This is a genomic window from Clostridium pacaense, assembly GCF_020709765.2.
In the GTDB taxonomy this organism is placed as follows: domain Bacteria; phylum Bacillota; class Clostridia; order Lachnospirales; family Lachnospiraceae; genus Enterocloster; species Enterocloster hominis.
In genome coordinates, this window is the sequence record NZ_JAJFEB020000002.1 from 21,556 (window position 1) to 47,476 (window position 25,921).

The 25,921-nt window shown below is 52.7% G+C and carries 20 protein-coding genes; 4 read left to right on the forward strand and 16 right to left on the reverse strand.

Annotated elements, in window-relative coordinates; all coding sequences use genetic code 11:
• The 5 genes from LK536_RS33725 to LK536_RS33745 are packed head-to-tail and all read right to left on the reverse strand — an operon-like array spanning position 1 to position 6,300.
• The gene (locus LK536_RS33725) at positions 1-948 is read right to left on the reverse strand and encodes an ABC transporter permease subunit (protein WP_506092077.1); all 948 of its coding nucleotides are present in this window, start codon (positions 946-948) and stop codon (positions 1-3) included.
• Entirely contained in the window at positions 899-1,861 is a 963-nt protein-coding gene (locus LK536_RS33730; RefSeq protein ID WP_008724120.1) for an ABC transporter ATP-binding protein, read from the reverse strand. Before LK536_RS33730 ends, LK536_RS33725 begins: the two co-directional genes overlap by 50 nt.
• Positions 1,861-4,452: a DUF8725 domain-containing protein gene (locus tag LK536_RS33735; protein ID WP_227794527.1), complete on the reverse strand. Its 2,592-nt coding sequence runs from the start codon at positions 4,450-4,452 to the stop codon at positions 1,861-1,863. Before LK536_RS33735 ends, LK536_RS33730 begins: the two co-directional genes overlap by 1 nt.
• Before the next feature lie 17 nt (positions 4,453-4,469).
• Entirely contained in the window at positions 4,470-5,606 is a 1,137-nt protein-coding gene (locus LK536_RS33740) for a sensor histidine kinase (protein WP_008724116.1), read from the reverse strand.
• Complete coding sequence (locus LK536_RS33745) at positions 5,596-6,300, reverse strand: response regulator transcription factor (RefSeq protein WP_008724114.1); 705 nt, start codon at positions 6,298-6,300, stop codon at positions 5,596-5,598. Before LK536_RS33745 ends, LK536_RS33740 begins: the two co-directional genes overlap by 11 nt.
• A 267-nt stretch (positions 6,301-6,567) precedes the next feature.
• On the opposite strand from LK536_RS33745, the gene LK536_RS33750 reads away from it, so the two are divergent.
• Complete coding sequence (locus tag LK536_RS33750; RefSeq protein WP_227794528.1) at positions 6,568-7,398, forward strand: MBL fold metallo-hydrolase; 831 nt, start codon at positions 6,568-6,570, stop codon at positions 7,396-7,398.
• A gap of 52 nt (positions 7,399-7,450) precedes the next feature.
• Here LK536_RS33750 and LK536_RS33755 read toward each other — a convergent pair whose 3' ends face one another.
• The 11 genes from LK536_RS33755 to LK536_RS33805 form a co-directional block, all read right to left on the reverse strand.
• Entirely contained in the window at positions 7,451-8,917 is a 1,467-nt protein-coding gene (locus LK536_RS33755) for an amino acid adenylation domain-containing protein (protein WP_227794529.1), read from the reverse strand.
• Between the two features lie 46 nt (positions 8,918-8,963).
• Complete coding sequence (locus LK536_RS33760) at positions 8,964-9,971, reverse strand: electron transfer flavoprotein subunit alpha/FixB family protein (RefSeq protein WP_227794530.1); 1,008 nt, start codon at positions 9,969-9,971, stop codon at positions 8,964-8,966.
• Positions 9,972-9,985: 14 nt separating this feature from the next.
• A complete protein-coding gene (gene etfB, locus LK536_RS33765; protein WP_008724105.1) occupies positions 9,986-10,771 on the reverse strand; it encodes an electron transfer flavoprotein subunit beta in 786 nt (261 codons plus the stop codon).
• Between the two features lie 26 nt (positions 10,772-10,797).
• Positions 10,798-11,931, reverse strand: a complete 1,134-nt coding sequence (locus LK536_RS33770) for an acyl-CoA dehydrogenase family protein (protein WP_008724102.1) — start codon at positions 11,929-11,931, stop codon at positions 10,798-10,800.
• Between the two features lie 36 nt (positions 11,932-11,967).
• The gene (locus LK536_RS33775) at positions 11,968-13,551 is read right to left on the reverse strand and encodes an acyl CoA:acetate/3-ketoacid CoA transferase (protein WP_008724100.1); all 1,584 of its coding nucleotides are present in this window, start codon (positions 13,549-13,551) and stop codon (positions 11,968-11,970) included.
• 220 nt (positions 13,552-13,771) lie between these two features.
• A complete protein-coding gene (locus LK536_RS33780; RefSeq protein ID WP_025484257.1) occupies positions 13,772-15,169 on the reverse strand; it encodes a sigma-54 interaction domain-containing protein in 1,398 nt (465 codons plus the stop codon).
• Positions 15,170-15,436: 267 nt separating this feature from the next.
• Complete coding sequence (locus LK536_RS33785; RefSeq protein ID WP_227794531.1) at positions 15,437-16,768, reverse strand: GntP family permease; 1,332 nt, start codon at positions 16,766-16,768, stop codon at positions 15,437-15,439.
• Positions 16,769-17,019: 251 nt separating this feature from the next.
• Positions 17,020-19,002 (reverse strand): oxidoreductase, encoded by a 1,983-nt coding sequence (locus tag LK536_RS33790; RefSeq protein ID WP_227794532.1) that lies wholly within the window; start codon positions 19,000-19,002, stop codon positions 17,020-17,022.
• A gap of 75 nt (positions 19,003-19,077) precedes the next feature.
• Positions 19,078-19,869 (reverse strand): SDR family NAD(P)-dependent oxidoreductase, encoded by a 792-nt coding sequence (locus LK536_RS33795; protein ID WP_227794533.1) that lies wholly within the window; start codon positions 19,867-19,869, stop codon positions 19,078-19,080.
• 184 nt (positions 19,870-20,053) lie between these two features.
• Entirely contained in the window at positions 20,054-20,743 is a 690-nt protein-coding gene (locus LK536_RS33800; protein ID WP_050927356.1) for a YczE/YyaS/YitT family protein, read from the reverse strand.
• 260 nt (positions 20,744-21,003) lie between these two features.
• Positions 21,004-21,804, reverse strand: coding sequence for a nitroreductase family protein (locus tag LK536_RS33805; RefSeq protein WP_227794534.1), 801 nt, complete (start codon positions 21,802-21,804; stop codon positions 21,004-21,006).
• Positions 21,805-22,097: 293 nt separating this feature from the next.
• Here LK536_RS33805 and LK536_RS33810 point away from each other — a divergent pair, with 293 nt between their 5' ends.
• Genes LK536_RS33810 through LK536_RS33820 form a run of 3 tightly spaced genes read left to right on the forward strand, consistent with a single transcriptional unit; the run spans position 22,098 to position 25,659 of the window.
• Positions 22,098-23,711 (forward strand): 4-hydroxyphenylacetate 3-hydroxylase N-terminal domain-containing protein, encoded by a 1,614-nt coding sequence (locus tag LK536_RS33810; RefSeq protein WP_008724084.1) that lies wholly within the window; start codon positions 22,098-22,100, stop codon positions 23,709-23,711.
• A gap of 27 nt (positions 23,712-23,738) precedes the next feature.
• On the forward strand, positions 23,739-25,358 hold the full coding sequence (locus LK536_RS33815) for a 4-hydroxyphenylacetate 3-hydroxylase family protein (protein WP_120056525.1): 1,620 nt from the start codon (positions 23,739-23,741) through the stop codon (positions 25,356-25,358).
• 10 nt (positions 25,359-25,368) lie between these two features.
• Positions 25,369-25,659: a NifU family protein gene (locus LK536_RS33820; RefSeq protein WP_008724081.1), complete on the forward strand. Its 291-nt coding sequence runs from the start codon at positions 25,369-25,371 to the stop codon at positions 25,657-25,659.
• Positions 25,660-25,921 lie beyond the last annotated feature (262 nt).

A 25,921-nucleotide genomic window follows, 5' to 3' on the forward strand; every position in this document is an offset into this window, starting at 1 on the left:
TTATTTATGCTTATTGCCCCTGCGCCTGCGCTTCACAGGCTCCACGCATCTGACCGCGATATAGATCAGAAGCGCTGCCAGCGCCAGCTGGATCAGGATACTCACAATAACCCAGTTCTCCGTAACAAAATTAGTGGCCGTCATGCCAAAGGAACTCTTAAGCTTGCTTAAGGGCGTATTCCCTCCTGCCTGTCCGTTGAGGATGGCAAGGAACGTGGACGCCGGGTTCAAAAGCAGCAGATAGAAGAAACCGCCGGACGTGGGCTTAACCGCATTTTCCCCGAACCCATAGGCTGCCGCCGTATTATTTATGTTCATGGCTGACAGGGACAGGGTGAACTTATTGATGAAATACGTCCCTGCCACCACGGCCACCAGCACGCCGTAAGTCACCACCGTGGAAATGGTGGAGCGCTTGAACAGGGCTGAAAAGCAGATTCCCAGGCTGCCCGCAAAAAACGCCACCGTTATATAGCAGAGAAGCAGCGATACTGCATCTGTCCAGGTAATCCCGCCATAGACAAATACCATGGCAACGGACGGAAAGCTGGACACAATCAGCAGAAGCAGTGTGCTGAGGGCGCTCATCAGTTTGCCGAACACCACCTGGGAAGCCGTCATCTGGGTGGTAAGCATCAGCTCCAGGGTCTGCCTCTCCCTCTCCCCGCTGATACTGGCCGCTGTCACGGCCGGCACGATGAACATCAGCAGGATGAATTCAATGGTGGTGACAAACTCATACATATTCATGAAACTGCTGTACTGTATGGCGGCCGTGGTCCTGACCTGGGCCACGGCGGAATACATGTTGAGAAGCGTTACCAGGGACAGGATACCGTTAAAAAGGAGAATGATCAAAGGCAGCCTCACGCTTCTTGAGCCAACCTTCATCTCACGGCTAAAAACCGGATTCCGCATCATAGGACAACACCACCCTTTCTTCTTCATGTTCCGTCAGCTGCATGAACACGGATTCCAGGCTTCCCTTTTCCCTGGTAAACCCGTTGACCAGCACGTCGCTGTCAATCAATTGCTGCAGCAGCAGCGCCTCATCCTGGGCATCCCCTGAAAAACGCACGCAGATGTCCTGTTCCCTCAGGGAGATGGTCTGCACGCAGGGGTGGCTCTTCAAGATAGCCAGGGCCTTCTCCACATTGCTGAACACGGATATGACAAGGGGATTGGAGGTATTGACCCTGGACAGGATATCGTCGATATTCCCCTCCAGCACCATCCTGCCCTGGTCGATGATGCCGATATCCGTACACAGCTCGGACAGTTCGGACAGCACGTGGGAACTGATCACAATGGTCTTGCCGCTTTCCTGCAGTTCGGACAGTATTTCCTTAAACTCAAACCTGGTCCTTGGGTCCAGGCCCGAGGTGGGTTCATCCAGTATCAGTATGGACGGGTCATGAATCAATGCCCTGGCAAGGCAGAGCCTTTGTTTCATTCCTCTGGAAAGGCCGTCCACATAAAAGTCCAGCTTGTCTTCCAGGCCCACCTGCTCCAACAGGGCGGTGTAGCGTTTCCTTGCCACCAGTCCGTCCATATGATGGCAGGATGCGAAAAATTCCATGTACTCCGACACGGTCAGGTTATCATATACGCCGAAAAAGTCAGGCACATATCCAATCCTGGCCTTCAGGGCCTTCAGGTTTGAGAGGGCGTCTATGCCGTCTATGGTAATCTTTCCCTCTTCCGCCGGAAGAAGGCCTGTCATTATCTTGATGGTGGTTGTCTTTCCCGCGCCGTTAGGTCCCACGAACCCGTACAGCGCCCCTGTTGCCACGTTCATGTCCAGGCCGCTCAATGCGTGGTATTTGCCGTATATCTTGTGTAATCCTTTAATCTCCAGCATTATTTACTCCTCCCTGTGACAGCCAGGACAGGCAGCATGATATTCCAGGTATAGTCGCCTGAGGAATCATACACATACTTGACCGTCAGCGTATTGCCGGGCGACAGGTACGGCTCCAGCATGTCCCTGTCAAATTCCGTAACGCCCGTGTCCATGGAATCGTAATTTCCCGTATTATAGTTATAGAAATACATCTTGCCGCTGAACGGAACCGTGTAATAGTAGCGCATGCTCTCCGCCACCTCGTCGCTTAAGTGGTAGAAATCCAGCTTATCCACCTCTATATTGTTGCCCAGGTAATATTCCAGCATCACAGGCGTCAGGCCGTACATGGTATTGTTCTGCGCATAGTATTCGCCGGACAGCACGTTGGGCTGCTTCTGCATGGCTGACTGGTATACCATGCCGTCCTTTTCATAATTCACATCAACGGATGACGTCAGGAGGGTTGTCCCGTAAGTCTCATAGCCGGAGGACCGCAGGAACCCTGTCTCTTCCTTGTCCTTGCTGAACGCCACGATCCTGGCCTCCGAATGGTAGCCGGTCAGGTAGTTGCCCATATAAAAGGACAGCAGGTTGGTCCTCTCCAGCGCCTCCACGTAGGCTGTATCCTCGATATCCTTATCTTCCTTATACCGTGAAGCCCCTGTAATCTGTTCCGCCATGGCATACCCGAAGTTGGTGGCCCCGTAGAGAGTCTTGAGGTCATCCAGTTCCACGGTCTCGCCCGGGTCCATGTGCCCCACGAATATCATCTGGTTGTAAAGGAGCACCGCCACATCCTCAACCGCCTGGCCGTAGTGGTTGGTCAGGGTCCCTGTCACCTTACCATCAAAGGAATTTATATTGCCGGTGAATCCTTCCTTCTTATCATTCTCCATATGGCGTTCCAGCATGAAGAACTTGGAGTTGAACGCCCCCACGTTATCAGACCGGATCCCGGTATCCTCATCGCCGTAATGGATGGTAATGGAAGGCTCCTCCTCGCCCGTGAACTTCGGTATGGGTGACATACTGTAGTATGTATTGCCTGTCAGGGGGTAAAGCGTATACTCCGGGTTCAGCTTCACGGAATAGGACTTGTTATAGGGCGCCCTCATGTTGATGAAGGTGGTCTCAGACACATTGTCCGTGTCCGTATCTTTAATGGATGCGTAGGTAAAGAATGGCCCTGTGAACCTGGTGGTCATTCCCATGAGAAGCACCATTCCGGTACAGCACAGGGAAAGGACTGCCACGGAGGGCTGGTAGTACCGGAGCATCCCCCGGTGCTTCATGAAGAAATATAAGCCCGGCCCTGCCAGCACCACATAGGCAATGGCCAGGGTCACATACAGCCCTACCTTTGGGATCTTGCTCAGATTCCCCGTGTTAATCAGGGACTGGACGGACCAATACAGGCTGGATGTGCTTCCGTCCATGCCGCTGCTCAGGGAATTGATCCGGTTCTCCCCCAGCAGGCTGGTGAAAAGATGGTCAATATAGGAAATGTTGTCCTGGCAGAACCCCTCTATGTCCACAAAATCATACATGGACACGGCCACCATTCCCTTACCCACGGACACGGATGAAATCACGGACAGTTCGTCGCTGGCCAGCACCTCGCTCCCGCCTTTGAGCCACACCTCGGTACAGGTCAGGGGAATGGACGCGCCCTCCGGCCCGTCTACCGCATATTCCACTCCCATGTTAATCACATACTGGTCCGGCTGCGGCACCGGCTGTTCCAGGATCTCGCCGGCAAATGCGCGGAGTGTCTCCTCCCCGCGTCCACCCGTCCCAATGAGCAGGACGCCGCCCTTCTGGACCCATTCCCACACAGCCGTAACCTGCTGCCCTGACAGGCTTCCCGTATCAAAGTCCGTTATCAGGAGCACGTCCAGCTGGTCCAGCCCCAGTTCACTGGAGGGAAGGGATGCCGCGGTCATCTCTATGGACCTGGTGCGCAGTGTGCTGTAATTAATGCCTGCGCCTCCCATGTACAGAAGCTTCTCCGGGTTGTCACTGAGCACGCCGATAAAAAGCTCGGCAGTGTCCTTATTCAGGTTCAGCTTCAGGCGCTTGCGCGTCACTTCCTTTCCGGATTCATCCAGAAGACGGATATACATCTGATCCACCCGGTTGCCCAAGGACACGCTGCGCATCTGCGTGAGGCTGCCCATGGCCGGGATTTCCACCGGATACTCGTAACGGTAGACATCGTAGTCCATGTCCATGGAATAGCCCTGCATGTCGCTCTCCATGGCCAGCACGCACAGCGTCCCCTTAAATACCTGGTCCGTCCGATTGCCCAGTTCCATGTGCAGCGGAAGGAAACGTCCGCTCTTGGCAATATTCTTATACCCGTAAACCACATCAAGGGTGACAGGGGCGTCCGTCAGTTCCCCGGTTCCATCCGTACCCTGCCCCGGCTCCCCGTACTGCCCTGCCCCTGTGCCGTCTGCCGTCATATCCGTCATCCCATCCATTACCTGGATGTCCGCCCCAAAGGCCTGGACCGTCATGGCGGCAGCCAGCAGTAAGCCAAAAAGGGAGCTTTTCAGCGCCCTTTTCATATTCCTGGGAAATATCCTCATATTACAAGTCCTCATTGTATTCTCCATTAATGTCAGCTGATTGTTCCGAAATTCTCTTTGTTGATATCAAAATGCACCTGCAGCTTCACGGTGAACACGGTTCCGTTTAAATCACTGGCCACCTGGATGGTGCCTCCATGCATATCCACAATCTCTTTTGCAATCGCCAGTCCCAGCCCGGTGCCTCCCGTGCTGCTGGAGCGCGACTGCTCCACACGGTAAAACTTATTAAAAATCAGCGGAAGCTCGTCCGGCGGGATCACATATCCATAGTTGGTCACGGAAACCGTCACCACATCATCATCCCCATGGATCTTCACCAGCACCCGCTTTCCGTCCGCCCCGTACTTGATGGCATTGCCAATCAGGTTATCGAACAGCCGGGCCAGGAGGTTGCCGTCCGCCGTGATGATCTTGGCCGGGATGTTGCTCTGAAGGTCGTAGGACAGGTTCTTTTCCACAAAATTCGGATAGGCCTCTTCCAGAAGCTGTCCCAGGAGCTTCACCACGTCCACCTGCGCCACATGCATGGAAATCTTGCCGTAATTAAGCTTTGTAAACCCAAACAGGTCTTCTATCAGTTTTTCCAGGCGCCTTGCCTTGCCGTAGGCAATCTCTATGTACTTGTGCTGCATGTCCGCAGGTATCTTGGTATTGCCTGCCAGCAGCTCCAGATATCCGATGATGGAGGTCAGCGGCGTCCTCAGGTCATGGGCCACATTGGTTATCAGCTCATTCTTGGTGCGCTCGGATTCCCGCTCCTTGTCCATCAGCACCTGGATATCCTCCACCATCTTATTCAGGTTGGCTGCCATGCTGGAAAACTCATCATCGCCAATCACATCAATGGTGGTGTTCAGGTTCCCCTCGGAAATGCTCTGGACCGCATCGGAAATCTTACTGATATAGCGGATATACGGTTCCTGAAGGATCATGAACGTCACCGCAAACAGCACCAGGCCGGATATGACATAGACCAGCACCACCGCCACATGGTAGCCGAGCACCGCCTGGATTAGGCCGTTCATCCTTCCCGACTCCTCCATGTACCTGGCAATCATGGAAACATTGGTCACCAGGAATATCTCCACCAGACAGGAAATAATGGCGCTGTATATGATATTGGTTATGACCCGCGTGTGGTAACGCCTGTTCATATCACTTTTCAATTTTGTATCCTACTCCCCACACCGTGGTGATGATTTTATTCTGTCTGGTGTCTTCCTTCATCTTGCCCCTCAGGCGTCTGATATGTACCATGACCGTGTTGTTGGCCTCATAAACCTTCTCATTCCATACACGTTCAAAAATCTCATCCGTGCTGAATACCTTGCCCGGATTGGATGCCAGAAGATACAGGATATCAAATTCAATGGGGGTAAGCTTAATCTCCTCATCGTCCACAATCACCTTGTGGTTATCCTTATTGATGATCATTCCCTTGATGGTGATTTCATTGTTGGCCTTGTCCTGGGAGGCGCTGTTGGGGTTGAGCTGGGTATAGCGGCGCAGGTGGGACTTGACCCTGGCCGTCAGTTCCAGCGGGTTGAACGGCTTCACCACATAGTCGTCCGCCCCGGTTCCCAGCCCCAGTATCTTGTCCAGGTCCGTGGACTTGGCGCTGAGCATGATGATGGGGATGTTATTGTTCTCCCTGATCTTCTTGCACATCTCCAGTCCGTTCATTCCAGGCATCATGATATCCAGGAGCACCAGATGGATATCCTCCTTGGCAAGGATCTCCAGCCCCCTTGCAGCGTTCTCCGCCTTAAACACTTTATAACCATCGCTGACAAGATATATTTCAATCAGATCCGCAATCTCTTTTTCATCATCTACAACCAGAATATTAATATCGGGCATGACGTCCCCTCCTCTTACGTTAACTTATATGTATGCCGGACGGCACCTGTTTTATGCCGCACCGTGGCTTAATACCTATTCTAACATAATATATCAAGGTTTTCCTTACTTTTTTCTTGAAATATTGTGGGAATTTCTGTTACAATGCCAGTCTCCTTCCTCATATGCCAAAAGAAGGATGGGGCATATATGCTTGCCAGACGCGGATGCCATGATATAATCATATCAGGATCATTATAAGCACATTAGCTTTAGGAGGATAAAAAGATGGGGAACATCCGGATTGTGGCACTGATGGATAACCAGAATGGTGAGAGGAAAGACCTGACAGCCGAGCACGGGCTTTCCCTGTACATAGAAACAGGATACACCAGCATACTCTTTGACTTTGGGCAGGGGAAACACACCTATGAAAATGCAGTCCGTCTGAACATCCGTCCGGAGCGGATTGACTACGGGGTGTGCAGCCACGGACACTATGACCATGGAGGCGGATACCGGGAATTTGTAAAGAATGGCCTGTCATGCCCGCTGGCAACAGGAAAAGGATTCTTTTCCGAAAAATATTCCCTCGGCAAAACCAAGGCCGCCTGCCTGGGAACCGGTTTTGACGCGGCATTTTTAAAAGAAAACAAAATCCGCCACATGGAATGTGACGGTCTGGTTCCCCTGGCCCAGGGCTGCTGGGTCATGGGCGGGATTGGCAGGCGGCGCGCCTTTGAGACAATCCCAAAACGGTTTGTCCTGCGGGAGCAGGGCACATGGGTACAGGATTATTTTCAGGATGAGATATGCCTTATTCTGGAAGAAAATGGGAAATTGATTGTGATTGTGGGATGCAGTCATCCCGGAATCCTTAATATACTGGACACGGTCAGGGAACGGTTCAGCCAGCCCATCCGGGCCGTAATCGGCGGTACCCACCTGGTAAAGGCCGGCCCGGAGCGGATTGCTAAGACCATTGCTGAGATAAAAGGGATGGGTATCCGGCTGCTGGGGTTCAACCATTGCTCAGGAGAGGGGTTCTGCAGGGCCATGGAAGAGGACGGGGAGCTGGAAACGGTTTACATGGGGGTGGGGGACTGTCTGTTCCTGTAGGACAGACGGCTTACGGTCCGGAATCCGCCTCCCCGCCCTGCGCGGGCGGTTTTCAATACAACTCTTCCAGAAGCTTATGGTCGTTCAGTTCCGCAGGCGGCAGGATGGCCTTCCTGTCAATCTTTGAATTCATGTTCCTTGGAAATGCCTCAAGCTGTATCAGACAGGTGGGAATCATGTAATACGGTATCTTATCCGCCAGCTTTCCCTTCAGTTCCTTTACATCCACCTTATGGTCCGCCGTAAAATATCCGCAGAGGATATTGCAGCCGCCGTCGTCCATAAACGCCCTGACCACTGCTTCCTTCACATCCCCGCATTCCAGGATGGCTGTCTCCACAGCCCCGGACTCCACCCGGAACCCACGGATCTTAAACATATTATCCTTACGGCACACATACTGGAGGTTCCCGTCCGGAAGCTCCCTCAGGATATCGTTGGTCTTGAATACCCGCTCATGGCCCGTTTCCTGTGAAAATGGATTCGGAACATAATGGGCATGCGTCATTTCAGGCAGGCCGTAATAGCCCCGGCTCACCTGATGGCCGGACAGCCACAGTTCACCGGGTTCACCGGGACGGACCGGATTCCCCTCTTCATCCGTAATATATCCCCTTAGTCCATGATTCAGCATCCCCACCGGATACACGGACTTCCCTCCCGCATCCCTTATCTCATAGTGGGATATCATGGAACACATCTCAGAAGCCCCATACACGTTAAAGATGCAAAATGGAGCCTTGCTTATATCCAGATTGCGCACAGGCTCGCTGCCCACCAGCAGCAGCCTGAGCGGGATTCCCTCCAGATTCATGGCCAGAAGCTTCCTGGCCATGTGCGGTGGAAGGAATGTGATACATATCCCATGCATTCTGTAAAATTTTTCTAATTCAACTATATTCTTCCGTATGGTTCCCGGAATGATATAATTAGCTGCCCCGACCGCTAAGGTTGAAAATATATCGCTTACCGCGGCCACGAACCCGAATCCGGGGAATACCCCGAACCGTTCATGGGGCCTTGTTTCAAACACAGTGAAGTTATAGGCGGAGGCCATCACGTTCCGGTGTTCCAGCATGACACCCTTGGGCTTTGCGGTGGAACCTGAAGTATAGATAAGCAGGGCCAGGCAGTTCCTCTCAGATAAGTTAATATCCGGCAGGATTATTTCCCTGTCCATCTCCTCCCACCACCGGCTGTCCAGGATGAAGCGGCACCGGCACTCCTTTATGATGTTCTCACTCCTTTCCTTTGGATAGGCCCTGTCCAGATATACATATGCACAGCCTGCCTTCCAAATACCCAGGATACCGGCAATGGTTTCCGCGGTCCTTCCTGTGTTTACGGCAATGATTTCTTCCTTAACAGCGCCGTCTTTCAGAAGACGGCCGGCAGCCGCATTAGACCACCTTAAGAGTTCCCTGTAGGTCACGGACCTGCCGTCCGCATGGACGGCGGTCCTGTCAGGGTATTGTGCTGCTGTCTCTGCGAACACATCACAGAACGTCTGATGTTCCATGATGTCATCCCAGTGTTTTTTTAAATATTCAGCTCTGCTTCCATCATCATATGTTTTTTTCATTTGCAAACGCTTCCGCCATCATAGGGACAATTTCATACAGGTCCCCTACCAGGCCGTAATCAGCCACCTCGAAAATAGGAGCCCTTGGGTTCTTGTTTATTGCTATAATGATATCAGATGACTGCATTCCTGCCAAGTGCTGGATTGCGCCGGATATGCCGCACGCAACATAAATCTTCGGTTTTACCGTGGTGCCGGTCTGTCCTACCTGATGGGAATGATCAATCCAGCCAGCATCCACAGCCGCCCTGGAAGCCCCTACAACGCCGCCCATCACGTCGGCCAGCTTCTTAATGACCGCAAACCCCTCGGGACTTCCCAAGCCGCGTCCCCCGGATACAATGACGTCCGCGTCCGTAAGGGATACGATTTCCTTGGCGCTCTTCACGATTTCAAGTACCTTTGTCCTGATATCGGCTTCTGACAGCTCAACATCCACATCCACCACCTGGCCCTGGCGGCTGTCGTCCGGCTCCAGCTTCTGCATGACGCCGGGGCGCACCGTTGACATCTGGGGACGGTGTTCCGGGCAGACGATGGTGGCCATCAGGTTGCCGCCAAAGGCGGGACGGGTCTGCATGATTTTTTTGTCCTCAGGGTCAATGTCCAGCTTGGTACAATCCGCGGTCAGTCCCGTATTCACCCTGGCCGCAATCCTTGGCGCCAGGTCACGGCCGATATGGGTTGCGCCGTAAAGCACGATTTCCGGTTTATATTCATGGATGGCATCCGTGATTACCTTGGTGTATGCGTCCGTTGTATAATTTTCCAGCAGGGGATGATCAGCCACATATACCTTATCCGCCCCAAAGCGGATCAGCTCCTTTGCCAGATATCCAATGTCCTTACCCAGAAGGACGGCGCATACGTCTGTTCCTATCTCCCCGGCCAGCTTCCGGCCTTCTCCTAAAAGTTCCTTTACCACAGGGGTAATCACTCCCTGTCTCTGCTCTGCGAATACCCAAACATTCCTGTATTGACTTAAGTCCATGTCTTACCTCCTACTTAGATAATGTGTTTTTCTTTCAGGCAGCCCATCAATGCAGCGACCTGTTCCTTAGGGGTCCCGCCAAGCACGGTCCCTGCGCCCTTGGGTGCCGGGGTAAATGAACGGAACACCCTGGTAGGCGAGGACTTAAGCCCTACTTTCTCCTGTGGGACATCCACATCCCCGAATCCCCATACCGTGATTTCCTTGTCGTATGCCTCATAGATGCCCTTCATGGTCATGTATCTGGGCTTGTTCAGTTCCTTTACAGCGGTAAGGAAACATGGGGTCTGCACCCGGATGACCTCGTATCCGTCTTCCAGCTGCCTCTGGACCACCACTGCCCCGTCTTCCAGTTTAAAGTCCTGCACATATGTGACCTGGGGTATCCCAAGCTTTTCTGAAATCTGGGGGCCGACCTGGGCCGTATCCCCGTCAATGGCCTGGCGTCCTCCGAATATGATATCGTAATCCCCTATTTTTTCTATGGCCGCGGAGATGGCATTGGAGGTGGCCCATGTATCAGAACCACCGAATTCCCTTCCGCTTAAAAGGATGGCTTCATCCGCTCCCATGGCCAGGCATTCCCTTAACATGACCTCCGCCTGGGGCGGGCCCATGGAAATGACGGTAACGGTCACATCCTCATATTCATCCTTCAGTTTCAGGGCTTCCTCCAGCGCATTGGCATCATCCGGATTCAGGATGCTTTCCACGCCGTCCCTGATTAATGTTCCTTTTACAGGGTCAATCTTTACTTCGTTTGTATTGGGAACCTGCTTTGCGCAAACTACTACCTTCATTATGTGTCCTCCTTCTTATGCTTCTCTTACTTTCCCAGTATATGGTTGGCAATTACCACCCTCTGAATCTCCGATGTGCCCTCGTAGATTGCCACGAGCCTGGCATCCCTGAACATCCGCTCAATAGGATAATCTTTCATGTAGCCATAGCCGCCGTGAAGCTGTAAGGAACGGTATGCAATGTTGTTGCACAGGTCGCCGCAGTAGTACTTGGCCATGGCCGCATTCTTGGAATAGGGCTGCCCTGCGTCCTTAAGACGGGCCGCATTGTAAACCAGCTGCCTTCCGCATTCCACCCTGGTCGCCATGTCTGCAATCTCAAACTGGGTGTTCTGAAGCTTGGCAATGGGCTTTCCGAACTGTACCCTTTCCTTTACGTATTTAACCGCCTCGTCCAGTGCGCCCTGGGCAATTCCCAGTCCCTGGGTAGCCACGGTGATACGGCCTGAGTCCAGGGTGGCCATACAGATTTTAAAGCCCTGCCCTTCCCCGCCTAACAGGTTTTCCTTCGGCACACGTACATTTTCAAATATCAGGTCACAGGTGGGCGAACCGTGCATGCCCATCTTGTTCTCAACCGCTCCCGTTGAAAAGCCTTCCCAGGCCGACTCCACGATAAATGCGCTGATTCCCTTCACGCCCCTGGCGTTCACGTCCGTCTTGGCAAATACGGTGACAAAGTCACAGCAGGGGCCGTTGGTGATGAAGCACTTGCGGCCGTTTAAGATGTAGTAATCCCCATCCTTTTCCGCGGTCGTGGTGATGGCCGCTGTGTCAGAACCCGCGCCAGGCTCCGTGATGGCAAATGCGCCGATCAGTTTTCCCTCTGCCATTCCCCTGAGGTATTTCTGCTTCTGGGCCTCATTGCCGAACATCATCAGGGCGCCCCCTGACAGGGAGTTGGGCATGAGCTGGGTGGAGGCGCTGGCGTCCACCCTTGTAAATTCCTCCGTCACGATGGTAGCTGCCACGGTATCCCCTCCGCAGCCTCCATATTCCCTGGGAATCACGATTGCATGGAATCCGCAGTCAATGATCTTCCTGCGCAGTTCCTCCGGATACTCCCCTGTCTCGTCAATCTGTGCCGCCAGGGGTGCGATTTCATTTTCTGCAAACTCTCTTGCCAGTTTCCGAATCATTTCATGTTTTTTGCTGAACATTCCCTTTCCTCCTGTATCCTTTCATTTTATGCTTTCTTACTCTTTGTCCATCAGATCCTTAAGGCCGCCCCAGGTTTCATTGAATATCTTTGCAGGCATCTGTTCCAGGTTCTCGCTTATCATGGGTGCAAAATCCATCTGGTCCAGTATATCCTTCTGAAGGTCCACGCCGGGCGCGATTTCGGTAAGAAGGAGTCCGTCCTTCACCAGCTCGAACACGCACCGCTCCGTCACATAGATGATTTTCTTGCCCTGTTCAAGGGACGCTTCCCCGTTAAAGGAAATCTGCTCTATCTCGTTGACGAACTTCCTGGAATTCCCTTCTTTCGTCACCTTGATATGGCCGTTGCCGATTTCATAGGCAGGGCCTTCCCCTTTATGAAGGCCGCCGGTAAAGGTTGCCGCGAACACCACCTTGCTGGCGCCTCCCGCCACATTCAGGAAACCGCCCACACCCAGGCCTTCCCCGTTGCGCTTGCTTACATTCACATTGCCGTTTGGCCCTACCTGGAGCACTCCCAGCACGCCCAGGTCCAGGGCGCCGCCGTCATACATGTCGAATTCGTCCGCCATCTCAATGGTGGCCTCCGCATTCCAGCAGCACCCGAAGTCATGGCTGCTGGCAGGAACCCCGCCAATGCCGCCCGCCTCGGTGGTAAGGGTGATGTAATCCCCGCAGCCCTCTTCCGCCGCAACAGAGGAAACTGCCTCCGGTATGCCCACACCCAGGTTCACGATGGCGCCCTTGGTCAGTTCCATGGCAGCCCTTCTGGCAATTACCTTCCTGGCGCTGAGCTTTTCAAATGGGATGGCATCCAGTGGAACCCTTATCTCACCTGAAAATACAGGATTATAATAGGTCTTGGAGGTCTGCCAGTGATATTCGGGCTTGGATACGAACACATAGTCAATCAGGATCCCGGGGACAATCACATCCCTTGGTTTAATGCTTCCCGCCTCAACAATATTCTCCACCTGGCAGATAACGATGCCGCCGCATGCCCTGGCAGCCTCTGCCGCGGATAACTGCCCCAGCTTATATCCTTCCTTGTAGCAGGAGATATTTCCCTTTGTATCCGCAACCGTGCCCCTGATCAAGGTCACGTCCAGTTTGGGAAGCTTGTACCAGAGCCACTCCTCTCCCTGAAGTTCAATCAGCTCTACCAGCGGTTCGGCGTTCTTTGCCTTCTCATTCATGCAACCGCCGTCCACCCTTGGGTCCATCATGCTCTTTAAACCGATCTTGGTAATCACGCCCGGTGTGTGGGCGGCTATGTGACGGCACATGACCGACATCACGCCCTGTGGGAAATTGTAAATCTCGCCTTTATTATCGCGGCTGAATTCCGTCATGGCCGGACCGCATCCGTTCAGGTGTCCGCCCACCCCGCGTTTTAAGAACCCTTCGTGGGCTGCATGGGCAAGCCCCCTGTCCCCCCTGTTTCCGGTCGCTGACTGCCAGTACATGGTCAGGTCCCTTGGATGTCCTGTTTCCAAAAAGCTCTTTTCCAGTTCCACCAGGGCTTCCTCTGCAAACCCGCCCAGGGTAATACCCGTATACATGATGGTGTCCCCGTCTTTTATCAGCCTGCTTACTTCTTCTGCACGAATAACCTTCATAGCTCTGCATCCTTTCTTGAATAAGTGAATATTATTAGTCTAATATTTATCATTCTTTTACCCCTTTTAATGAGCAAATTCTGTGCCAACCGCGGTCCACGGATCAATATATAAAAAAGAGACAGAAATCAGGCCAAAATCACCATGCCTCATTCCTGCCTCTTTGATTTTCCGCAAAAACTATACATTCCGCTTTTAAATATGTATATTTTTTATACAATTATTTCAAGCCGTACTTCTCCAGCTTTTCATAAAATGACCTGCGGGAAAGGCCAAGTTCATTGATGGCCATGCTTTTGTTCCCATTGTTCCTTTTCAGCGCGCGCTTTATCATGCTTTTTTCCAGCTGTTCCACTGCGTCCTTCAGCCTGCAGGGGCCATCCTCCGCCGGGCTGTCCTCTGCCCCGTCCCCTCTCAGATACTGGGGGAAATCCTTTATCTCCAGGATATCGCCTGTTTTTACAATCATCGCATATTCTATCACATTCTGAAGTTCCCTTACATTGCCCGGCCAGCCGTATTCTTCCAGCATCCTGGCAGCGCCCGGCGTCAGGTCCGTGCCCTCGTCCCCGCCGTTCCTTTCTATGAAATAGCGCACCAGGGGCATGATATCCTCCCTGCGGCAGCGCAGGGCAGGGATGTGGATTGGAACCACATGGAGCCTGTAATAAAGGTCGCTGCGGAATTCATTTTTCTCAACCATCTCCTCCAGGTTTTGGTTGGTTGCAGCGATGACCCGCACATCCAGCTTGATTGTCTTGGTCCCGCCCACCCGTTCCAGTTCCTTTTCCTGGAGCACGCGCAGAAGCTTGGACTGCATGGTCAGGCTCATATCGCCGATTTCATCCAGAAGGATGGTGCCCTTGTTGGCAAGCTCGAACTTGCCCAGCTTCCCGCCTTTCCTGGCCCCGGTAAAGGCGCCTTCCTCATAGCCGAACAGTTCGCTTTCCAGCAGGTTTTCCGGGATGGAGGCGCAGTTGACCTTAATCATGGGCCGCTCCTTCCGGTTGCTGGCATTGTGGATGCACTTGGCCATGACCTCCTTGCCCACCCCGCTTTCCCCCTGTATCAAAATGGTACAGTTGGTATTGGCCACCTTGGCGGCCAGGCTCAGGGTTTTCTGCAGGTCCTTATTCTGGCTGATATAGGACTGGAAGGATATGGGCAGCTCCGATGCTTCCAGCTGGGAGGCAAGATACTGGACCATCTCCTTGGACTTCTGGAGCTTCCTGGTCAGCTCCACCACCTGGGTCACATCCTTAAAGATGGCGCAGGCCCCCACCTTCTCCTTGCGGCTGTCATACAGGGGAAATGCAAGTCCCACTGAATCTATGTTCAACGACTTTATATATTCCACCTCATCGTTGTCCCGGCCTCCCCCATCTTCCATGACCCTTAAAAGCTTGGCCTGGGGTTCAATGTCATAGAGGTTCCTTCCCATCAGTTTTTCCAGCTTTATGTTCATATGTTCCGCATAAAACCGGTTGATATAGACCACGGTGCCCTTGCAGTCAATGACAATCACTGCATTATCCGCATTCTCCAGGATTTCCAGCAGTATCTGCGCATCCCATTCCTTAAAATACTCCGTGGTGATCAGCCTAGATTCCAGTGACATAGTCTTTTCTCCCCAATGTGATTTCATTCCATCTTATTGTTAATTTTTTACCAACTAAAGTATAGTATACCTACTTTTTTATGCATTTTCAACACATTTTAAAAACTAAAAGTGGATTTTCGCCGATATCGTCCCCCTCCTGTGGGATGGCCCTCATACAACAGGAGGGACGGAAACCTGTCTTACCAGACTTCCGCCCCTATTGCCTTTACAGATGTTCATCGAAACCTTTCTCAATAATTGTATCAAAAACCAATACACCCCAAACTACACAATCCCAAATTGTGCAATAATCGAAAGACAGATAGCCACAATCAACGGAATGACAACCGAACAAACCCCCATTGGGCGGTATCCCACACGGTGGGGCAGCCTTGCCTGGGTCAGCTCGTTAATAATGGTTCCATTACTTGGAAGGGAATCCAGGCCGCCGGAGCAGATGGTTGCAATCCTGTGCACTACCTGTGGGTTCATGGCAAGCCCGCCTTCTGAAAGCGGTCCTATGAACCGGTCTGCCAGTGCATTGAGCGCGATGGTCAGTCCGCCTGCAGAAGACCCGGCCACACCGGCTGCAATGTTAACGGCAACCACTACCTGGAACTCTCCCGGTCCGGGAATCCTGCCCAGGGCGCTGCATATGAGGGCGAACCCGCTGGTAACGCCTACAACGGAACCAAAAGCAATTACCATGGATGCGGTACAGACAGAGTTGATGGACTGCATGGCCCCACGCTTAAAAGTCTCAATCCTAGCGGACATCCGTTTCCAGTAAACAACGTATCCCACAATGATTCCAAAGGTTGCCGCAATATAAACCGGCTGTTTAAACACGTTCAGCGTAACAATCAGTACAATGGAAGGAATCAGACAGGTGATGATGTTCATCTCCTGGAAATCATCATCCGCCACTTTTAACTGCACCTTGGCAATCTCCGCTCCTGTGGGCAGGAATCCTTCATGGTTTTTCTCAACCTGCCTGATTTCCCACTTAAAGTAGATGCTGGCCAGGAAAATCGCAATCAGGCAGCCTATGATGCCAAGCATGGGAGCTGCCATTGCATTGGTGCCAAGGGCTTCCCCTGCAATTACATTGTTAACCGAAGGCGAGCCGGGCGCCATGGTAAGGGCAAGTACTCCGGCGCCTAAGATGTTGACTCCGTAAAGCCTCCACGGCACGTCCAGTTCCTCGAACATTTCCTTGGCAACTGCAATTACGGTAAAGAATGCCACGAATACGCTGACGCCGCCATAACCAAGGATAAAGGATAACGCTGCCAGGGACCATAAGGCCATAAGCTTTTCTTTCCCCGGGAACTTCCTGGCAATCCGGCCGAACTTAAGGCCGATGGATTTGGCTGCGCCGCTGTCCCCCATCATGGCCCCGAATATGGCGCCTGTAAACATGGTCAGGAAATACTTCTGGATGAATCCCGCCATCCCTTCCATGTACGCGCCGCTCATGCCCGAAGCAATATCCAGGCCGCTTGTAATCAGGACCAGGATGGATACCATGGGCGCCACAATGACAGCGGGAATGCCTTTGTAGCAGGTGTAAATCAATAATGCCACTGCCAGAAGAATACCTATAATACTTACCATCTAATAACCCCCTTGTCTTTTGAAGGTATGCAAATATCTTCCTGTGTGTTTCCCGTGCGATAGAAACACTGCATGATTCTATTCTTTCATACCATCGTTAATTATTCAACAATATTAAGAGCAAGAATACTGCCAAATTCCAATTATTTTAAAAATCCCCTAAAACCGCTGGGTTTTACCCTGTTTTTCCCTTCCCTCAGGCCAGGGCATGTATACTTTATAAACACCGGGCCGGATAACTGTTACCTTTTTTATACACTGCATGCCAGCTCATAGGCCCCCCGTATGGCTGTCTCAATATCCGCGGTCACGGCAGCATCCCCAACCACATAAAATTCTTTCTGCATTTCCTCCAGGATGCTGGCCAGGGCCTGTTCCGGTTCCTCCCCCATGGCTTCTATGATAAAATCTGCACAGAGCCGTTCCCGGCTGTCTCCTTTCTGCACAATGACATATCCATTTCCCGCCTCCACCACCCGGGTCCCTGTCATGACCTTTATATGGTTCTGTTTCAGTTCATTCATGATGATGAAGCGGGTTCCGCCCAGGTTGCGCCCGGCCCGTTCTTCCTTTTCAATCAGCGTGATGGTCCCGGAGGGCAGGAACCGTTCCTTCACCTCGTCCGGCACATACCGTTCCATGAATCCCTGATGGCTGTCCTCAAGCCACCTTTTGCCTGCCAGAAACAGCGCTGTCTCCATGGCGGTCGCATCCCCTCCTATGATGACCGTCTGACCGCAGTTCATCCGGTTCCACAGCCTGTAATCCCCCTGGATTACTTCCTGGGCAAGATAGATTTTGGCATCCGTTCCACCCTTCATGCGCCGCGGCTTTCCTCCTGCGGCCAGCACTACGAAGCTGTACTGGTCCGCCTCCGTTTTAAGTCCTTCAGCCGTCACCATTGCATCAGTGACAATATGTGTGCCCAGCGCCCTTAAATCCCATTCCAGGGCAGCTGCAATACCCAGGAAACCTTCCTTTCCCGGGCTGGCAGCCACCTGATCCAGGACTCCGCCCAGACGGCCCTTTTTCTCCTTAAGCGTAACCTGATAACCCCGTTCTCCCAGGAACCTGGCAGCTGCCATGCCTGCCACGCCCCCGCCGATTACCAGCACCCGGCCTTCCCTGGCCGGGAGGGAGGACAGCTTTTGATACTCACTTCCCAGTTCCGGGTTCTGGATACAGCGCACTTCCTGGTTCCGGATGATGCGGTCCATGCATCCGCGGTTGCATCCCACACAGGGATGATAGGGACGTCCGTCCCGGATTTTCGCTGCAAAGCCTGCATCCGCCAGGAAGGGCCGCCCGCAGGCCACCAGGTCCGCCTTGTCCTCCTCAAGTATCCGCTCCGCCGTCTCCCTGTCATTGATGCGGTTGTAGCAGATGACAGGCAGACCGCTATGCTCCTTTATACAGGAACTGAGGCAGGAATAGAATCCCCTGGGCACCTGATAGGTAATCTGAGGCACCGGAGCTTCGTGCCAGCCGCCCGTGACGCCAATGGCATCCGCCAGTCCTGATAATTTGGAGGAAAATGCCTCCATGTCCTTCAGTCCGTATCCCCTGGCCCGCATGCTGCTGCCGGATATCTTTACCAGCACGGGAAAGTTCCTTCCAACCGCTTCCCTGACCCGGGCAAGCACTTCCAGGGGGAAACGGAACCTGTTTTCCTGGCTTCCCCCATACTCATCCGTGCGCTGGTTCGTTTCACCGGACAGAAACAGGGACAGCAGATAGCCTGCGCTGCAGTTCACGGTCACCCCATCCGCGCCCCAGGCCCTGCACCTGGCGGCTGCATCTGCAAAATCCTCCTTTACCCTCTTTATATCTTCTGCCGTCATCTCCTTTGGCATGTGGCGGTAAATGGGGGACGGGACCGCGGACGGCGCCAGGAGGGGCCTGCCCAGAATATCATTTCCATGGTTCCTGCCAATGTGGAACAGGTGTATGAAAAGCCTGCAGTCATGCTGGTGGAGCCGTTCTGCCAGACAGCCCACGCCCGCCTCAAAGGTATTGTCATATACCCCTGCCATGGACTCCGGTCCTCCTTCCGGGCTTACCCTGGCAACCACGCCGATGGCCGCTGCGCCGCCCTTGGCCCGTTCCTCATAATAGGCCAGCTCCCGCTCCGTCAGGTATCCGTCCCTGCCAAATTCCGTGTGCATGCCGGCCATGATGATCCTGTTTTTTAATGTAAGGTTCCCCAATACAAAGGGTTCGAATAATTTTGCCATAATCCCTCCTGACAAAAAGGCTGCCGTAACCTGTTTGACGGCAGCCTGAACTTTAACTTGAGACTATTTCCAACATTAATTACATGTGGTTCCCATATCAGCGGCAATATAAGCGCCCGTGACAATGCTGGAGGCATCCGACGCCAGGAAAAGGGCCACTGCCGCCACTTCCCAGATTTCACCCAGACGTTTTAACGCTGTCTTGGCCAGGATCTGTTCCCGTACCCTTGGTATTGCCAGAGGCGCCGCGTTAATGGCTGTGGGGACATATCCCGGGCAGATTGCATTGGCCGTTATGCCGTAGCGTCCCCACTCCATGGCCTCTGTCTTGGAAAGGCTTATGACGCCGGACTTGGAAGCACAGTATGCCGCGATATTCTTGGTTCCAACCAGGCCGCCTGCGGAAGAAATGTTGATGACCCTTCCCTTGATTTCCTTTTCAATCATGACCTTGGCAGCTTCAGCGCCACAGATGAACACGCCCTTTAAGTCCGTGTCCACTACCTCATCCCACTCTTCATCGCTCATTTCCACAATCCGTTTCGTGATTCCGATTCCGGCGTTGCAGACCATGATATCCAGCCTGCCAAAGGTTTCCACCGTCTTACTGACCATGGCCTGGACCTCTGCGCGGTTCCTTACGTCTGCTTTAAATGGGATGGTGGTTCCCCCCATCTCATTAATCTCATCTGAAACACGTTTGCAGTCCTCTTCCTCCAGACCGTTAATCACCACCTTGGCGCCGTATGCGCAGAAGGCAACCGCCATGCCATATCCCAGCCCGGTGGTGCTTCCCGTGATTATGGCAACCTTCCCGGTCAAATCAAATGTGGGGATTTCAAATGGCGTATTTTTCATTTCAATCATATCTTATTCTCCTTTTTTTGTATTACTTTTTTTACTCCGTCAGCTTTATCATGGTTTTGTTTCCGCTTTCATTTCCGCTTTATTGCGCTTTCATTTCCGCTTCCTTCACACTTCCATCACGCTTCCATTTCCGCTTCCTCCACACTTCCATCACGCTTCCATTTCCGCTTCCTTCACACTTCCATCACATTTCCATTTCCGCTTCCATCACCGTTTTCTCATCCACCTTCGGGTTGAGCACCAGGGCCAGCCTTGGCCCCAGGAAGCGTCCGACATACCTGGCAAACCAGCCTATCATGACCGCTGATATCAGGGTTCCTTCCCTGACTCCCTCTATCCGTCCTAAAAAGACAAGGGAAATGACCAGGGCCAGGGCCACCATGGAACAGTCAAAAATAATCTTGCATATCCCAAAATCCAGTTTTGTAACCCGCTGTATACAAACAGCCACGCCTTCTCCGGGAAGCATGCCAAAATTAGACATGACCACGCCGCAGACCCCCACTGCCAGCACAAAACAGCCAAACACCAGATATATGAGCCTGAACCCATAAGATTGGGGCACGAATCCGCCAAACATGATTCCCGTAAGGTCAATCAGCACTGCAAATACCGCGCTGAGTATGAACTGGGTCAAAAACTTGCGCAGCGTGTACTCTTTTTTCAGCACCAGCTTCTGGATGACATAAAGGATTGCATTCAGATACATGGTGCAGGTCCCCAGGGTCTGGCCCACTACAAAGGAAAATGCATAAGGCGCGCTTGTAATGGGCGATATCCCCAGATTGCATACTTTCACCACGGTTATCCCGGCCGCATATATAAATGAGCCTACAAGACATACCGCCAATTTCCTAATCAGATATTTATCCATCTGACACCCCCTCGTTTCATTCGATTCGCACGTAGAGGCCAGGCGCTTTTATTGGAGCCTGCGCCTCATGCCAATTTTAAATAGCAATTTTGATGCCAACCTGTGCGTATCCGACCGGATGGAGCGCTGTCCCTACATCCAGGTAAAACCAGCTTTTTCCTGAAATCGCTGTCCTCACATCCAGGTTAAATCCAGCTTCTTCCTAAGAGCGCTACCCTCACATCCAGGTTAAATCCAGCTTTTTCCTAAGAGCGCCGTCCTCACATCCAGGTTAAATCCAGCTTCTTCCTGGGCGCACTGCGCATATAGGAAATAAGCGGATAGCCCATGGCAATGGCCATTACCATGGATTCATCCTCTGTTATCCCCAACATTTCCTTTAACTTACTGCTGTTATCCACAGCATCCCCAAAAAAGCCGTTGATGCAGGAGCCAATCCCCATGGTTTCAGCCATCAGCTGGATATATGCAGACGCCAGCCCTCCGTCCTTTTTCACATTGAACCCTTTTTTCTTATTCCCGATTACTAATATAAGGAGGGGCGCCCCATAGAACAGTATGTCATTTCCCTTCAGGCTCTCCTTATAAATCCTCCCATAGGCAGGCGCATAGAATCCCGGTTTCTCTGCCAGGCCGCCCAGGACGCGGGCCGCCTCCCCGGTCACCTCATCCATATGTCCGCACACCGCGATGTAGCGCAGGGCCTGCCTGTTACCTCCCGTGCCCGCATATCTGGCCCCATCCAGAATGGCTTCAATCTCCTGCCTGGAGGGTACCTTCTGCCTGTAAGCGCGGATACTCCTGCGAAGCACCATCCTGTTTTTCATTTCCTCCGGCGATGCCAGAGGGATATCCGGTGTCATTTCCACGGACTCGCTGTTGTCATATCGGTCCGTGTACACAGCTTTCTGCGGGCACACAGCCATGCAGTGGGCGCAGGTCATACACCTCTTTTCTCCTTTAAATACCGCCTTTTCCTCCTCCAGGACAATACATGCCATGGAACATACCTTAACGCATACCCCGCACCCGGTGCACAAATCCCTGTTAATATGTATCATTTACCTGTCTCCTTTCCCATTGCCGTTCAATTAATCATTATATTTTTTATACACGCAAATCACATGCCAACCTTATATCACACTGCACCATCATTTTTTGTATACTTTTTATACATGTTTTCAGATGACCATGCCCTTTTTATACAGTCCAACGCCCCAAATCCACTGATTTCCGCCTCTTGCTATCTGGCACAATTCTTGCTCTTTAAATCATGGTGTAAGGGCGCAAGACCATGGCGCCCCATAAATGGCAAAAATTTAACAAGTATAAAATATGAAGGAGGAATATAGGAATGGGAATTGGAACTTATGAACAATACAAGGAACGGCTTCTCAAAATGAAACCCAATGTTTATTTAAACGGCAGATGTGTTGACCGCTCCAACGGAAAAGAAGGCGCTGAAAGGGACCTGGCTGACTGGATTAAAGGCGGGACCTATGTAATGAAACAGTGCTATGACGTTGCCAATGACCCCAGATATGAGGATGTATGTGTGACCACTTCCCATATTACCGGAGAAAAGATTAACCGCTGCACCCATATCCACCACAGCATGGATGACCTGCTGAAGAAACAGCTGATGACGCGCCTGATCTGCCAGCACGTGGGCGGATGTATGCAGCGATGCATGGGCACGGATGCCATGAACGCCCTGTTCTCCGTTACTTATGACTGTGACGAGGCCTGCGGCACAGAGTACCACAAGCGTCTGGTCAAATACATTGAATACTGTCAGAAGGACGATTTAATCTGCAACTGCGCACAGACCGACGTAAAGGGATCCCGCAACCCCAAGTACAAACGCGCCCATATGCAGCCGGACCCGGATTCCTTTGTACACGTGGTAGAGACAGATGTGGACGGCATCGGCGTGGACGGAAAACCATGTAAGGGCATCATCGTGCGCGGCGCCAAGATCTGTAACTCCTGCGCTCCGTATGTGGATGAAATCATTGTAAACCCAACCAAGTTCATGAGCCAGGATGACAGCGATTACGCGGTGGCCTTCGCGCTTCCCGCTGACTGGGACGGAGTCAAGCTGATGGCCCTTCCGGGACTGCATCACAAACGTACCCATCTGGACGCGCCTTATGCGCAGATTGGGGACGTGGAAAGCCTTACCATCTTCGACGACTGCTTCGTGCCCTATGACCGCGTATTCATGTGCGGCCGCGACCACGAAGGCGTTGCGCGTTACGCCGGTTATCTGGCCCTGATGTTTGCACATTACCACCGCCATTCCTACACCGGATGTAAGACCGCTGTCTCCGAGGTCATCGCATCCCAGGCAGCCCTGGTAGCCGATGTCAATGACATTGCCAGGGAGTCCCATGTCCGGGAAAAAATCTGTGACATCATCCAGACAGCGGAACTGGTATTCGCAGCAGGCGAGGCGGCCGCCCACCATGCAATGGAATTCCCATCCGGCCAATGGGTTCCAGATGAGGTGCTGACCAACGCGGGACGCCGTCTGGCAGGACACAACATGTACCATGAGTACGAAACCCTGGCCGACCTGACCGGCGGTGTCTGTGCTTCCCTTCCAACGGAAGAAAGCTTCTTTGCGCCGGAGACAGCAGAACTGTGCAATAAGTATATACTCCGCAACCCGGCCTACAGCGCAGAGGACACCCACCGTGTCATGCGCATGATGGAAAACAAGCTGTGCGACTCCTACGAAGCAGCCCAGGCAGTGGCAGGCGTACACGGCGGCGGTTCCCCTCTCATGGAAACCATCACCCTCATGAGCCGTTATGACCTGGAAGAACTGAAAAAAATCGCAAAATACCTGGCAGGGCTTCCCGGATACGAGAAATGCCCGCGCTACGAGCGCAGCGCCCACACGGCAACCCCAAGGGCCATGCTTGCCAAATTCGATGCGGTTTCAGCAACTAAAAAACAATAAAATAAAACATAAAGGAAGGTATTAACTATGGCAATCGGTACATACGAACAGTATAAAGAGCGTCTTTTAAAAATGAAACCCAACGTATACATGAACGGAAAATGCGTGGACCGTTCCAACGGCAAGGAAGGCCCGGAAAGGGACCTGGCCGACTGGATTAAGGGCGGCACCTATGTAATGAAGCAGTGCTACGACGTTGCCAACGACCCGGACTATGCAGACGTCTGCGTGACCACGTCCCACATTACAGGAGAAACCATCAACCGCTGCACCCATATCCACCACAGCCAGGAGGACCTGCTGAAGAAGCAGCTGATGACCCGTTTAATCTGCCACCGCGTGGGCGGATGCATGCAGCGCTGCATGGGTACGGATGCCATGAACGCCCTGTTCTCCGTTACCTATGACTGTGACGGGGCCTGCGGCACAGAATACCACCAGCGCCTGTTAAAGTACATTGAGTACTGCCAGAAATACGACCTGGTCTGCAACTGTGCCCAGACAGACGTAAAAGGCTCCCGTAATCCCAAATACAAACGCGCCCACATGCAGCCCGACCCCGACTCCTTTGTCCATGTAGTAGAAACAGACGTGGACGGCATCGGCATTGACGGAAAACCATGTAAAGGCATCATTGTCCGCGGCGCCAAGATATGCAACTCCAATGCACCTTATGTAGATGAGATCATTGTAAACCCAACCAAATTCATGGGACCGGATGATGCTGATTATGCGGTTGCATTTGCCCTTCCCGGGGACTGGGACGGCGTAAAGCTGATGGCCCTTCCCGGACTGCACCACAAACGCACCCATATCGAGGCCCCCTTTGCAAACATCGGCGATGTAGAAAGCCTTACCATATTCGACGACTGCTTCGTGCCATATGACCGCGTATTCATGTGCGGCCGCGACCATGAAGGCGTTGCGCGCTACGCAGGCTACCTTGCCCTGATGTTCGCACACTATCACCGTCATTCCTATACCGGATGTAAAACAGCGGTCTCCGAGGTAATCGCATCCCAGGCAGCCCTTGTAGCCGATGTAAACGACATTGCACGTGAATCCCATGTACGTGAAAAAATCTGTGATATCATCCAGACCGCAGAGCTTGTCTTTGCAGCCGGGGAGGCATCCGCCTATCACTCAACCAAGTTCCCCTCCGGGCAGCAGGTTCCGGATGAAGTGCTGACCAATGCGGGACGCCGCCTGGCAGGACACAACATTTACCATGAATATGAGACACTGGCCGACCTGACCGGAGGCGTATGCGCATCCCTTCCCACCGAGGAAAGCTTCTACGCACCTGAAACAGCAGAACTGTGCAATAAGTATATACTCCGCAACCCGGCCTACAGCGCAGAAGACACCCACCGTGTCATGCGCATGATGGAAAACAAACTCTGCGACTCCTACGAAGCAGCCCAGGCAGTGGCAGGCGTACACGGCGGCGGTTCCCCGCTCATGGAGACCATCACCATGATGGGCCGCTACGACCTGGAAGAGCTTAAGAAAATCGCAAAATACCTGGCCGGCCTGAAAGGCTACGACGAGTGCCCAAGATACGAGCGCAGCGCCCACACAGCAACCCCAAGGGCCATGCTCGCCAAATTCGACGCAATGGCCGCCGCAAAAAAGGAAGCCAAATAAGAGGTAATCCATGAATGAAGAATTAAGAAAAGACATAGAAGCAGTCCTGAACCTCTTCGTCCGCCCCCAGTTATCCAGCCACGGGGGCGGGCTGGAGGTAGTGGACTTAGACGAAAACGGTATCCTCTGGATTGAAATGCAGGGCGGATGCGCCGGCTGCCCCTCCGCCGACGAAACCGTCAAAAACCTGGTCCAAAAAGAACTGGTCACCCGCATCCCCCAGATAAAAGGGGTGGAAATCGATTCCGGGATCAGCGATGAGATACTTGCAGAAGCCATGAAGCTGTTTACGCATGGGTGATTTAGGTGGGGTGGGTGGGGAATTTAGGTGCATCCGTCCGTGAGTGGAATGGGGATGGGGGCGGGGGATACGGCTTCGGTGCTAGCTGCTCTAAGGCTCTGGCAATCGGCGCTGGACAAGAGTCTGGCCGCCTAACTCGCGCCTGTTCTTATCCGTCAATCTTGTTACTGAGCTCAGACAAAGGCGCCAGCCTCTTAGCGCCTCTTGCCACAGCCTAAGACCAGCACGCACCTGCAGATGCATCCCCCGCCCCCATCCCCAT